The organism is Glycomyces salinus (genome assembly GCF_016428645.1).
In the GTDB taxonomy this organism is placed as follows: Bacteria; Actinomycetota; Actinomycetes; order Mycobacteriales; family Micromonosporaceae; genus Glycomyces; species Glycomyces salinus.
The window spans coordinates 23,841-35,747 of sequence record NZ_JAELXW010000107.1; the positions used below are offsets into that span (position 1 = coordinate 23,841).

General features: G+C 72.8%; 12 protein-coding genes. 6 read left to right on the forward strand and 6 right to left on the reverse strand.

All coding sequences use genetic code 11. The features are described 5' to 3' along the window. Positions 1–3: 3 nt before the first annotated feature. Genes JFB92_RS21230 through JFB92_RS21245 form a run of 4 tightly spaced genes read left to right on the forward strand, consistent with a single transcriptional unit; the run spans position 4 to position 5,152 of the window. A complete protein-coding gene (locus JFB92_RS21230) occupies positions 4–1,266 on the forward strand; it encodes an ABC transporter substrate-binding protein (RefSeq protein WP_199043309.1) in 1,263 nt (420 codons plus the stop codon). 30 nt (positions 1,267–1,296) lie between these two features. Beyond that, on the forward strand, positions 1,297–2,352 hold the full coding sequence (locus JFB92_RS21235) for a phosphotransferase family protein (RefSeq protein WP_199043311.1): 1,056 nt from the start codon (positions 1,297–1,299) through the stop codon (positions 2,350–2,352). Further along, positions 2,328–3,539 (forward strand): acyl-CoA dehydrogenase family protein, encoded by a 1,212-nt coding sequence (locus JFB92_RS21240; protein ID WP_307789241.1) that lies wholly within the window; start codon positions 2,328–2,330, stop codon positions 3,537–3,539. The genes JFB92_RS21235 and JFB92_RS21240 overlap by 25 nt, the downstream gene beginning before the upstream one ends. 29 nt (positions 3,540–3,568) lie before the next feature. Further along, positions 3,569–5,152, forward strand: a complete 1,584-nt coding sequence (locus JFB92_RS21245) for a long-chain-fatty-acid--CoA ligase (protein WP_199043313.1) — start codon at positions 3,569–3,571, stop codon at positions 5,150–5,152. On the opposite strand, the gene JFB92_RS21250 is transcribed toward JFB92_RS21245, so the two are convergent. After that, positions 5,145–5,567: an acyl-CoA thioesterase gene (locus JFB92_RS21250; protein ID WP_199043315.1), complete on the reverse strand. Its 423-nt coding sequence runs from the start codon at positions 5,565–5,567 to the stop codon at positions 5,145–5,147. The two genes, JFB92_RS21245 and JFB92_RS21250, sit on opposite strands and share 8 nt — an antisense overlap. Before the next feature lie 102 nt (positions 5,568–5,669). On the opposite strand from JFB92_RS21250, the gene JFB92_RS21255 reads away from it, so the two are divergent. Both JFB92_RS21255 and JFB92_RS21260 read left to right on the forward strand, forming a co-directional pair. Beyond that, on the forward strand, positions 5,670–6,878 hold the full coding sequence (locus JFB92_RS21255; protein ID WP_199043322.1) for an acyl-CoA dehydrogenase family protein: 1,209 nt from the start codon (positions 5,670–5,672) through the stop codon (positions 6,876–6,878). Between the two features lie 17 nt (positions 6,879–6,895). After that, on the forward strand, positions 6,896–8,119 hold the full coding sequence (locus tag JFB92_RS21260) for an acetyl-CoA C-acetyltransferase (protein WP_199043324.1): 1,224 nt from the start codon (positions 6,896–6,898) through the stop codon (positions 8,117–8,119). A gap of 61 nt (positions 8,120–8,180) precedes the next feature. Here JFB92_RS21260 and JFB92_RS21265 read toward each other — a convergent pair whose 3' ends face one another. The 5 genes from JFB92_RS21265 to JFB92_RS21285 all read right to left on the reverse strand — a co-directional run. After that, a complete protein-coding gene (locus JFB92_RS21265; protein WP_199043326.1) occupies positions 8,181–8,648 on the reverse strand; it encodes a MaoC family dehydratase in 468 nt (155 codons plus the stop codon). Then, entirely contained in the window at positions 8,645–9,397 is a 753-nt protein-coding gene (gene fabG, locus JFB92_RS21270; RefSeq protein WP_199043328.1) for a 3-oxoacyl-ACP reductase FabG, read from the reverse strand. The genes JFB92_RS21265 and fabG overlap by 4 nt, the downstream gene beginning before the upstream one ends. 36 nt (positions 9,398–9,433) lie before the next feature. Beyond that, the gene (locus tag JFB92_RS21275) at positions 9,434–10,531 is read right to left on the reverse strand and encodes a zinc-binding dehydrogenase (protein ID WP_199043336.1); all 1,098 of its coding nucleotides are present in this window, start codon (positions 10,529–10,531) and stop codon (positions 9,434–9,436) included. 239 nt (positions 10,532–10,770) lie between these two features. Further along, entirely contained in the window at positions 10,771–11,166 is a 396-nt protein-coding gene (locus JFB92_RS26720) for a ricin-type beta-trefoil lectin domain protein (RefSeq protein ID WP_199043338.1), read from the reverse strand. Positions 11,167–11,270: 104 nt separating this feature from the next. Further along, the coding region (locus JFB92_RS21285; RefSeq protein WP_199043340.1) for an ROK family protein at positions 11,271–11,907 on the reverse strand (637 nt) is incomplete at its 5' end.

An 11,907-nucleotide genomic window follows, 5' to 3' on the forward strand; every position in this document is an offset into this window, starting at 1 on the left:
GTCATGCGCATCCCCACCCGAAGCACGGCCGCCCTGGCGGCGGCCGCCACGCTCGCGCTCGCCGCGTGCTCCACACCCGCCGACGAGGACGAGACCCCGCCCGGCGTCACCGACGACACGGTCACGATCGGCACCCACCAGCCGCTGACGGGCCCGGCCGCCGCCGGCTACGCCACGATCTCGGCGGCCACGTCCGCCTACTTCGAGTACCTCAACGCCCAAGGCGGCATCCACGGCCGCCAGATCGAGTACGTCGTCAAGGACGACGCCTACGACCCCTCCCAGACCCAGACGGCGGTGCGCGAACTCGTCGCCGAGGGCGAGGTCTTCGCCGTCGTCAACGGCCTGGGCACGCCGACCCACTCGGCGGTGCTCGACTACCTCGACCAGCAGGGCGTGCCCGACCTGTTCGTCTCCTCGGGCTCCCTGGCGTGGAACCAGCCCGACCAGTACCCGAACACGTTCGCGTTCAACGCCGACTACGTGACCGAGGGCGCGGCCCTCGCCCAGTACGCGACCGAGCAGGACCCCGAGGCGACGGTGTGCGTGCTCGGACAGGACGACGACTACGGCGAGGGCATCCTCGCGGGCGTCGAGGCCGTCCTCGGCCCCGACGCGGTCGCCCAGACCCAGGTCTACTCGACCTCCAGTGAGGACGTCAGCGCCCAGATCGGGGCCATGATGGAGGCCGGCTGCGAGATCAACGTCCTCGGCACCATCAACGGCTTCACCGCCCTCGCGGTCGGCACCGCCGCGCAGCTCGAATGGTTCCCCCGGTGGTACGTCTCGTCCTCCGGCGCCGACTACCCGACCCTGGTCGAATACCTCGGCGAGGAGACCGCGCCGCTCGTCCTGCAGGGCATGGTGAGCGTCAACTACCTGCCCTTCAGCCCCGACGACGAATGGGTCGAACTGTTCAGGCAGGTCAACGACGAGTACAACGACGGCGCGCCGTTCACCGGCAACACCGTGTTCGGCATGAGCGTGGCCTACCTCTTCGCCGAGGCGCTCGCCGCCGCCGGCGAGGACCCCACCCGAGCCTCGCTCACCGAGGCCCTCGAGTCCGGGGACCTGCTCGGCAACGGCATCGTGCCGCTGTCGTACGGCCCCGACGACCACGCCGCCTACCGCGGCGTCGGCATCACGACCGTCGACGAGGGCGTGCAGGACTACATCGGCACCACCTACGCCGTCGCCGACGGCGCCGTCACCGAGATCGAGGCGTCCCCGGTGCCGCTGGAGAACGAGGGCGTCCCCGGATCGTGAGGCCGCCCGAAGCATGAGAGAGGAGCACGAATGACGGAGGCGACCGAGGTCCCCGGCCTCGACGTGGCCGGACTGGGCCGGTGGCTGGCCCGGGAGCACCCCGGACTGGCAGGCGAGGGCCCCCTGCGGGCCGCGCTCATCGACGGCGGGCGCTCGAACCTGACCTACCGGGTCGACGGCGCGAAGCAGCCGCTGGTGGTGCGCCGGCCACCGCTGGGACACGTGCTCTCCACGGCGCACGACATGCGCCGCGAGCACCGGGTCATCTCCCTGCTGCGGGGCCTGGTCCCCGTACCGCCCACGGTGGACGTCGTCGACGACGCCGAGGCGGCCGAGGTGACCGGCACGGTCTTCTTCGTCATGGAGTACGTGGACGGCGAAGTGCTGTCCGAGCCTGCCCAGAACGCCGCGTTCGGCCCGACCGGGCTGCACCGGCTCGGCATCGAGCTGGCCGAGATCCTCGCCGACCTCCACGCGGTCGACCCCGAGGCGGTCGGCCTGGGCGACTTCGGGCACCCGAACGGGTACCTGGAGCGGCAGATGCGGACCTGGCGGCGCCAGTACGACGCCTCGCGCTCGCGCGACCAGCCCGCGCTCGACGCCCTCCAGGAGCGCCTCGCCGCCTCGGTGCCCGGCGGCGAGACGCGTTCGGCGGTCGTCCACGGCGACTACCGCCTGGACAACATGATCGTCGCCGGACCGGCCGCCGAGCCGCGCATCGCCGCCGTCCTCGACTGGGAGATGGCCACGCTCGGCGACTCCCTGGTCGACCTCGGGATGCTCGGCATGTACTGGCACATCCGGTCCCTGAGCGGTGGCGAGGCCGCCTCCGGGGCGATCGTGCCAGGCGCCGGCTACCCCGAGTTCGAGGAGGTCGTCGACGCCTACGCCGCCCGCGCCGGGATCGCCGTGCCCGACCTGTCCTGGTACCGGGCCTTCGCCTGCTACAAGCTCGCGGTGATCCTCGAGGGCGTCCATTTCCGCTACGTCGGCGGGCAGACCGTCGGCGACGGCTTCGACAGGATCGGCGGCCTCGTGGCGCCGCTGGCCGAGGAGGGACTGTGGATTTCGAACCGGACGAGATGACGCTCGCCTTCACCGACGAGGTGCGATCGTTCCTGGCCGAGCGCGTCGAGCCCGCCGAGGCGGTGCTCGAGAAGCAGCTGGCCGCCGCGCCCGACGACTGGTCGACGCCGCCGATCGTGCGCGAACTCCAGGAGGAGGCCCGCGAGCGGGGGCTGTGGAACCTGTTCCTGCCGCCCGGCCCTCACAGGCTCGGCGGCGGCCTGACCAACCTCCAGTACGCGCCGGTCGCGGAGCTGACCGGCCGCAGCCCGAGGCTCGCCCCGGCCGCCATGAACTGCGCCGCCCCCGACACCGGCAACATGGAGCTGCTGGCCCACTTCGGCACCGACGAGCAGCGGCGGGAATGGCTCGACCCGCTGCTGGAGGCCGAGATCCGCTCGGCGTTCTGTATGACCGAGCCCGACGTGGCCTCCTCGGACGCCTCCCAGATCGCCACCCGCATCCGCCGCGACGGCCGCGACCTGGTGATCTCGGGTCGCAAGTGGTTCGCCACCGGCGCGATGAACCCCGACTGCCGGGTACTGGTCGTCATGGGCAAGACCGACCCCGAAGCGCCGCGCCACCGGCAGCAGTCCATGGTGCTCGTTCCGCGCGAGACCCCTGGAGTGACGATCGTGCGGCCCCTGACCGTGTTCGGCTACGACGACCGCGACCACGGTGGACACGCCGAGATCGCCTTCGACGAGGTCCGCGTCCCGGCCTCCAACCTCCTCGGCGGCGAAGGCGAGGGATTCGCCGTCGCCCAGGCACGGCTCGGACCCGGGCGCATCCACCACTGCATGCGGGCGCTCGGCATGGCCGAGCGGGCCCTCGACCTGGCGCGGGAGCGCGCGTCCGGGCGCGTCGCCTTCGGCGGGCCGCTCGCCGAGAAGGGCACCGTCCGCGCCTGGGCCGCCGACGCCCGCATCGAACTGGAGGCGCTGCGCCTGCTGGTCCTCAAGACCGCCTGGCTGATGGACACGGTCGGCAACCGCCGGGCCATGACCGAGATCCAGGCGATCAAGATCGCCGTCCCCCGTGCCGTGCAGCGCATCCTCGACCAGGCGATCCAACTGTTCGGCGCCGCCGGGCTCTCCGGCGAGGCGCCGCTGGCGGGGATGTTCGCCGGGGCCAGGGCGATGCGTCTGGCCGACGGGCCCGACGAGGTCCACAGCGCTTCCCTCGGCAAGGCCGAGCTGCGACGATGAACCAGACCTGACCACAAAGGAGCACTGCAATGACGCACAATCCAGATCCGGCCGTCGACGGACGCGGATGCGGCACCCTCTCCATCGCGAGCATCCTCGCCGAGTCCGCCCGCCGCACCCCCGACCGTCCCGCCCTGCACTTCATGGGCCACACCGTCTCCTACGGCGAGCTGTGGCACCAGACCCGCGCCTACGCGGGCGCGCTCGCCGAACGCGGCATCGGCCCGGGCTCCCGCGTGGCGATGATCGTGCCGAACGTCCCCGACTTCCCGCGGGTTTACTACGCGGCGCTGTCGCTCGGGGCCGTGGTCGTCCCGGTGCACCTGCTGTTCAAGACCGACGAGATCGCGTTCGTCCTCGAAGACTCCGGGGCCGACCTGGCCGTGGTCGCCGCCCCGATGCTCGGCGAGGCCGCCCCGGCGGCCGCGCGCGCCGGCGTCCCGCTGGTGACCGTGCTCGCCCCCGAGGACCTGGAGGTCGGGGGAACGCCGGTCGCGCGGCTCGAGGACGAGGCGAAGGCCGCGACTCCCATCGAGCGCCACCTGCCGGTCGACCCGCTGGCCGCCGCGACCGTCCTCTACACCTCGGGCACCACCGGCACGCCGAAGGGCGCGGTCGGCTCGCACCTGGCCATGATCGAGCAGGTCCACTGCACCCTCCTCGACTCCTTCGACGTCCGGCCCGACGACGTGGTCTTCGGCGGCCTGCCGCTGTTCCACACCTTCGGGCAGATGGCCGTGTTGAACGTCGCCTTCCGCCGCGGCGCTTCGATCATCCTGCTGCCCAAGTTCGAACCCGACGAGGTGCTCCGGCTCCTGGTCCGGCACGGGGCGACCTTGTTCACCGCCGTCCCCACCATGTTCGCCGGCATGATCGCCGCCGCGGCCAAGACCGGGGACCGCCCGCCGCTGCGCTACGCCGTCTCCGGCGGAGCCGCGCTCCCGGCCGCGACCCTGGAGGGCTTCGAGGCCGCCTACGGCGCGGAGGTCCACGAGGGATACGGGCTCACCGAGACCTCGCCGACCTGCACGTTCAACTCCGTGTACGAGCCGATCCGGCCCGGCACGGTCGGCCGCCCCATCTGGGGCGTCGAGGTCGCCGTGGCCGAAGCCGAGACCGAGGGCCGCATCGACCTGATCGACGAGCCCGGGAAGCTCGGCGAAGTCGTCGTGCGCGGCCACAACCTGATGAAGGGCTACCTCGGCAACCCGGAGGCGACCGAGGCGGCCGTGGTCGACGGCTGGTTCCGCACCGGCGACCTCGGCACCATGGACGCCGAGGGCGCGCTGACCATCGTCGACCGCAAGAAGGACATGATCATCCGCAACGGCTACAACGTGTACCCGACCGAAGTGGAGGCCGTGCTCGCCCGCTTCCCGGGCGTGTCGATGGCCGCGGTGTTCGGGGTGCCGCACGAGGTCCACGGCCAGGAGATCCACGCGGCGGTTTTGCCCGACGAAGGCGTCTCGCCGGACGCGGCCGCGATCGTGGCCCACATGAAGGAGAAGGTCGCCGCCTACAAGTACCCGCGGGTGGTGCACGTGGTCGACGAGCTCCCGATCGGACCCAGCGGCAAGGTCGTCAAACGGAGGCTCGCCGAGCGGTTCAGCTAGCCCGGACCTCCAGGCGCGCCTCGACCGCCTCCCGGACACCGGTGGGGATCGGCACCGGGCGGCGGGCGTCCCGGTCGACGAACACGTGGGTGAACCGGCCCAGCGCCACCGGGTCGGTCCGGTCGACGGCGCCCGAGCGGAGGATCGCCAGGTCCCATGTGATCGAGGTGCCGCCGAGACGGGCCACGGCCACGTCGACCTCGAGCTCCTCGGGGTAGGACACCGACTCCAGGAACTCGCACGAGGTCGCGCGGGCGACGGCGATGACGCCGCCGTCGACGTCGAGCCCGGCCTCGCGGATCATCCAGGCGTTGACCGCGGAGTCCATGGCCTCGTAGTAGACGGCGTTGTTCATGTGCCCGTACTGGTCGTTGTCATTCCAGCGCAGCGGGAACGGATGACGGTAACCGGTCACGGCGGCTCCTTCGGCTTGAGATGCTGGGACATGGTGGGTGCAATACTAGACACCGACCGACCAGTCGGAATGTACCGGGTCGGTCGAACGATCGGAGGAACGATGACCAGTGAGAACGCGGCTGCTTCCGAACGGCCCGACGCGCTGCTGGGGGCCGACTTCTACGGCTACCAGAACGAACTGACGCCCACCGAGCGCGAGGCCGCGCTCCGGCTCCGCGAGTTCATGGAGCGAGAGGTCAGACCCATCGCCGACGACTACTGGGAACGCGCCGAGTTCCCCTACCACCTCATCCCCGGCATCGCCGAGCTCGGCGTGGTCGGCGCGGCCTGGCCCGAATCGGCCCGCTTCGCCAACAGCGCCGTCTTCCGCGGCTGGGCCGCACTGGAACTGGCCCGCGTCGACGCCTCCGTCGCGACCTTCGTGGGCGTCACCAGCGGCCTGGCCATGAGCGCGATCGGCGTCGGCGGCTCCGAGGAGCAGCGCGCCGAGTGGCTCCCGCGCCTGGGCCGCTGCGAGGTCATCGGCGCCTTCGGGCTCACCGAGCCCGAATCCGGCTCCGACGCCGCCCGCGGCCTGCGCACCACCGCCGAACGCCGCGGCGACAAGTGGATCCTCAACGGCGCCAAACGCTGGATCGGCAACGCCACCTTCGCCGACGTGAACGTCATCTGGGCCAAGGACACCGCCGACGAACAGGTCAAGGGCTTCCTCGTCCGCAAGGGCGCTCCCGGCTTCACCGCCACCAAGATCGAGCGCAAGCAGTCGCTGCGGTCGGTCCAGAACGCCGACATCACCCTCACCGACGTCGAAGTGCCCGAGTCCGACCGGCTCCAGCGCGTCTCCTCCTTCCGCGACGTCGCCACCGTCCTCCGCCTGACCCGCGCCGGAGTCGCCTGGGAGGCCATCGGCGTCGCCATCGGCGCCTACGAGGCCGCCGTCCGGTACGCCGCCGAACGCGAGCAGTTCGGGCGGCCCATCGGCGGCTTCCAGCTCGTGCAGGACAAGCTCGCGAACTCCCTGGCCGACATCACCGCCGGCCTCGGCATGTGCGTCCGCGTCTCCCGCATGGAGGACGAGGGCGTCCAGCGCGACGAGCACACCGCCCTCGCCAAGGCGTTCGTCACCGCCCGCATGCGCGAGACCGTCGCCCGCTGCCGGGAGATCCTCGCCGGCAACGGCATCCAGCTCGACTACGGCGTGGCCCGCTTCTTCGCCGACGCCGAGGCCGTCTACACCTACGAGGGCACCCGCGACATGAACACCCTGATCGTCGGCCGGGCCGTCACCGGCCGCCAGGCATTCGTCTAGACCGCAAGGAGCACGACATGAACGAGGCCTACATCGTCGCGACCGCGCGCTCGCCGATCGGGCGCGCCCGCAAGGGCTCCCTCACCGGCGTCCGAGCCGACGACCTGACCGCGCAGATGGTGCGCGCGGCCATGGCCAAGGTACCGGCGCTCGACCCCGACCGGATCGACGACCTGCTGCTCGGCTGCGGCATGCCCGGCGGCGAGCAGGGCATGAACATGGCCCGCATCGTCGCGGTCATGCTCGGCTGGGACCGCGTCCCCGGCGCCACGGTCACCCGGTACTGCTCGTCGAGCCTCCAGACCACCCGCATGGCCTTCCACGCCATCAAGGCCGGCGAGGGCGACGTGTTCGTCTCCGCGGGCGTCGAGTCGGTCAGCCGCATGGACCGCGGCTCGGCCGACCACATCCCCGGCCAGGACCCCACCAACCCCGCCTTCGCCGACGCCATGGCCCGCACCGACCGGCGCACCGAAGGCGACGCTCCGGTCTGGACCGACCCGCGCGAGGACGGACTCATGCCGGACCCGTACATCGCCATGGGCCAGACCGCCGAGAACGTCGCCGCCCTGCGCGGTGTCACCCGCGGCGAGCAGGACGCCTTCGCAGCCCGCTCCCAGCAGCGGGCCGAGGCGGCGATCGCCGCCGGATTCTGGGCCGGCGACATCACCCCGGTCACCCTGCCCGACGGCACCGAAGTCGCCTCCGACGACGGCCCCAGGCCCGGCACCACCGTCGAGAAGCTCGCCGCGCTCGATCCGGTGTTCCGCCCCGACGGCACCGTCACCGCCGGCAACGCCTGCCCGCTCAACGACGGGGCCGCGGCCGTGATCGTGGCCTCCGGTCGGGTCGTCGAGGAGCTCGGACTCGAACCGGTGGCGCGCATCGTCTCCACCGGCGTGAGCGGCCTGTCGCCGGAGATCATGGGCCTCGGCCCGGTCGAGGCCGTCCGCCGCGCGCTCGCGCTGGCCGGGCTCGGCATCGACGACATGGACCTGGTCGAGATCAACGAGGCCTTCGCCGCCCAAGTGATCCCCGCCGCCCGCGACCTCGGCATCGACCAGGACCGGCTCAACGTCAAGGGCGGGGCGATCGCGGTCGGCCACCCCTTCGGCATGACCGGCGCGCGCATCACCTCCACGCTGCTGAACGCGCTGGCCGACACCGGCGGGCGCTACGGCCTGGAGACCATGTGCGTCGGCGGCGGCCAAGGCATGGCCATGGTCCTCGAACGACTCTGACCCGACCCGGGAACACCCGCGGCCCGGACGACCGAAGTCGTCCGGGCCGCTTGTCCGCGCCTCAGGACTCGGGGACGTACAGCGCGATCGCCTGCGCGACCAGCGCCGGCTTTTCGACCCCTTCGATCTCGACGGTGACGGTGGAGGCGAGCTTGACGCCCGCGCCGCTCGGGTCGGCCCCGGTGATCTCGGTCGTGGCGCGCACGCGCGACCCGGCCGGGACGGGACTGAGGAAGCGGACCTTGTCGAGGCCGTAGTTGACGGCCATCGCCGCTTCGTCCACCTCGATCAGCTGCGACATCAGGCGCGGCAGGAGCGACAGCGTGAGGTAGCCGTGGGCGATCGTGGTCCCGAACGGCCCGGCCTGGGCGCGCTCGGGGTCGATGTGGATCCACTGGTAGTCCTCGGTGGCGTCGGCGAACGCGTCGATGCGGTCCTGGTCGATCGCGAACCAGTCGCCGGTGGCGGTGCGCCCGATCGCCCCGGCCAGGGCGGCGGGGGAGTCGACCTTGATCGCGGCGGTGCTCATGCCTTCGGACCTCCGGCGACGTAGAGGACCTGCCCGGAGACGAATCCGGCCTCCTCGGAGCAGAAGAAGGCGACGGCGGCGGCGATGTCCTCGGGCTGTCCGACGCGGCCGACCGGGGCCTCCTTCGCGGCGGCGGAGAGGAAATCGTCGAAGGGGACGCCGATCCTCTCGGCGGTCGCCTTGGTCATCTCGGTCTGGATGAAGCCGGGCGCGACGGCGTTGGCGGTGACGCCGAACCTGCCGAGCTCGATCGAGAGGGTCTTGGTGAAGCCCTGCATCCCGGCCTTGGCCGCGGCGTAGTTGGCCTGCCCCCGGTTGCCGAGCGCGGAGGTGCTCGAGAGGTTGACGATGCGGCCCCAGCCGGCGTCGACCATGCTCGACTGGACGGCCTTGGACATGAGGAACGCGCCGCGCAGGTGGACGCCGAGGACGGCGTCCCAGTCGTCGGGGGTCATCTTGAACAGCAGGTTGTCGCGGAGGATTCCGGCGTTGTTGACCAGGATGGCGGGCTCGCCGAGTTCGGTGCGGACGCGGGCCACGGCCGCCTCGACCGAATCGGCGTCGGCGACGTCCACGCCGACCGGGAGTGCGCGGCCGCCGTCGGCGGCGATGGACTCGGCGGTGGCCGCGGCCTGGTCTTCGGCGAGGTCGAGGACGGCGACGGCGTGCCCGTCGGCGGCGAGGCGGCGGGCGGTGGCGGCACCGATGCCGCGGGCGGCGCCGGTGACGACGGCGGTCCGTGGAGTCATTGCGGGTCCTTTCGGTGGCAGGTTGCTTCGGTTCGGTCAGAAGACGATGAGCTGGCGGAGCGCCTCGCCTGAGGCGAGGCTGTCGAGGGCGGCGGGGAGGTCGTCGAGCCCGATGCGGTCGGAGACGAGCCGGTCGAGCGGCAGGTCCCCGGCCCGCCAGAGGTCCGCGTAGCGGGGGATGTCGCGGCCGGGCACGGCCGAGCCGAGGTAGGAGCCGATGACGGTGCGGGCCTCGGCGGTGAGGGTGAGCGGGGCGATGCTCGCCCGCGCGTCGGGGCCGGGGAGTCCGACGGTGACGGTGGTGCCCCCGGGCGCGGTGAGGGCGTAGGCGGTCTCGAAGGCGCGGGCCGAACCGGCGGCTTCGACGGCGACCGGCACGCGGACTCCGGCCGCCGCGGCCTCGTCCGGCGTGTAGGCGGCCGCCGCGCCCAGGCTCCGCGCCAGCTCCAGCTTGGACCGGACGGCGTCGACGCCGACGACCTCGTGGCCGAGGGCCGCCGCGACCAGGAGCGCGGCCATGCCGACTCCGCCGAGGCCGACGACGGCCACGGTCTGCCCCGGTTCGGGGCGTCCGGCGTTGACGACCGCGCCGCCGCCGGTGAGGACGGCGCATCCCAGCAGGGCGGCGATGTCGGGCGGCACGTCGTCGTCGATCGCGACCACGGAGGTGGCGGAGACGACCGCGTGCGTGGCGAAGGCGCTGACGCCGAGGTGGTGGTTGACCCTCTCGCCGCCGCGGCGGAGCCGGACGGCGCCGCCGACGAGCGTCCCGGCCGCGTTGGCGGCGCCGCCGACCGTGCAGGGCAGCCGCCCGTCGGTGCCGCACGCCTCGCATGCGCCGCAGCGGGGGAGGAACGTCATGACCACGCGCCGCCCGACCGCCGTCGCGGTCCCGGGCCCGGCCTGCACGACGATCCCGGCGGCCTCGTGGCCCAGCAGCATCGGAGTGGGCCGGACCCGGTTGCCGTCCACCACCGACAGATCGGAGTGGCACAGCCCGGCCGCCTCGATCCGGACCAGCAGTTCGCCCGGTCCGGGCGCTTCGAGTTCGAGCGGGCCGACGGTGGTCGGCCGTGAGTCCGCGAACGGGGCAGGGGCGCCGCAGCGCTCCAGTACGGCACCGGTGATCTGCACGGCGACCTCCTCGTCGTCGGGTACGACCAAAGCATACCGACTGACCGGTATGTAGCGCTACCCGGTGCCCCCGCGATCCGCGACGCGAAAGCGGCCGCGGGCGTTCGCGCCCGCGGCCGCCGCTCGTCCGATCAGGACGGCAGGTTCCACACCTGCGTCCACTGGCCGTTGCAGTCGTAGATCTGCAGCTTCGTGCCGTCGGCGGTATCGCCCTCGGGCAGGTCGAGGCAGCGGCCCGACTACGGGTTCAGCAGCGAGCCGTCGTCCTGCGGCGTCCACTGCTGGGCGCCCGATCCGTTGCACTCCCACAGCTGCACCGGCGTGAAGTTCGCCGCGCCCTGCGCGTCCACGTCCAGGCACTTGCCCATCGAGCGGATCGTGCCGTCGCCGCCGACCGACCAGTCCTGGCCGCTGGCGACCCCGCAGGTCCACAGCTGCGCCCCGTTGCCGTTCTCCGAGGCGTTCGGGCTCGACGTGCGGGTCTCCCACCACGGGTCCGAGTCCGTCTCCTGGGCCGTCCACGCCGCCTGGGTCGCGGCCGGTTCGCCCGTCGACCGCCCGGCGCCGCAGCCGGACGCGACGTCGGCGCCGCTGAAGGCCGAACCGTTCCGGCTCTCGCAGCCGGTGACGATCACGGTCCCGCCCCAAGAGGGCCCGGCGCGGCTGCTCCTGTGGCTGGCCGACACCGAGGGCCGGGTCGCGGCCCGCGCATTCCTCGCCGCTCAGGACGGAACCGCGGCTACCGGCCGGCCTCCAGTGCCGCGTCGAGGATGCGGGCCTTGAGGCGGGCGTAGGCCGAGTCCAGGACCCCGATGGCCACGGCGTCGCCGTCGACCGCCGAGGGCAGGACGCGCTCCCCGAAGCGCCCGGCCGCGGCCCGGACGTGTCCGATCAGGATTTCTCCACCGGCGGCGGCGACCTCTCCGGCCAGGACGATCCGGGGCGGGTCGATCAGGCACCCCAGTATCCGGACGGCCGCCGCGGCACGGTCGGCGAATTCGTCCAGGAACGCCCCCGCGCCGCGTTCGACCGCCGCTGCCATGATCGCCGCCGCGTCGCGGCCGCCGATGCCGTGCGCGCGGCCGAGCTCGGCCACGGCCGGCGCGCCGAGCCAATCCTGGAAGGTCGGGTCGTCGGGGCCGGAGCGGTCGGCGAAGGCCGGGATGTAGCCGAGTTCCCCGGCGGCCCCGCGATCGCCGATGAGCAGGCCCTGGCCCATGTCGATGCCGACGCCGATGCCCTCGCGGCCGAGCCAGAGCACCGCGAGGCCGCCGGTCACGTCCGGGTTGCGCCGCTCGGCCACGGTCGCGGCGTTGACGTCGTTGTGGACCTCGATCGATGCGCGCAGCCGCTCGGCCAGAGCGGTGCGCGGCCGC

Excerpts from the sequence above, each read along its gene's own strand:
- JFB92_RS21230 (WP_199043309.1), top strand. The coding sequence starts at position 4 with ATGCGCATCCCCACCCGAAGCACGGCCGCCCTGGCGGCGGCCGCCACG.
- JFB92_RS21235 (WP_199043311.1), top strand. The coding sequence starts at position 1,297 with ATGACGGAGGCGACCGAGGTCCCCGGCCTCGACGTGGCCGGACTGGGC.
- JFB92_RS21245 (WP_199043313.1), top strand. The coding sequence starts at position 3,569 with ATGACGCACAATCCAGATCCGGCCGTCGACGGACGCGGATGCGGCACC.
- JFB92_RS21255 (WP_199043322.1), top strand. The coding sequence starts at position 5,670 with ATGACCAGTGAGAACGCGGCTGCTTCCGAACGGCCCGACGCGCTGCTG.
- JFB92_RS21260 (WP_199043324.1), top strand. The coding sequence starts at position 6,896 with ATGAACGAGGCCTACATCGTCGCGACCGCGCGCTCGCCGATCGGGCGC.
- JFB92_RS21265 (WP_199043326.1), bottom strand. The coding sequence starts at position 8,648 with ATGAGCACCGCCGCGATCAAGGTCGACTCCCCCGCCGCCCTGGCCGGG.
- fabG (WP_199043328.1), bottom strand. The coding sequence starts at position 9,397 with ATGACTCCACGGACCGCCGTCGTCACCGGCGCCGCCCGCGGCATCGGT.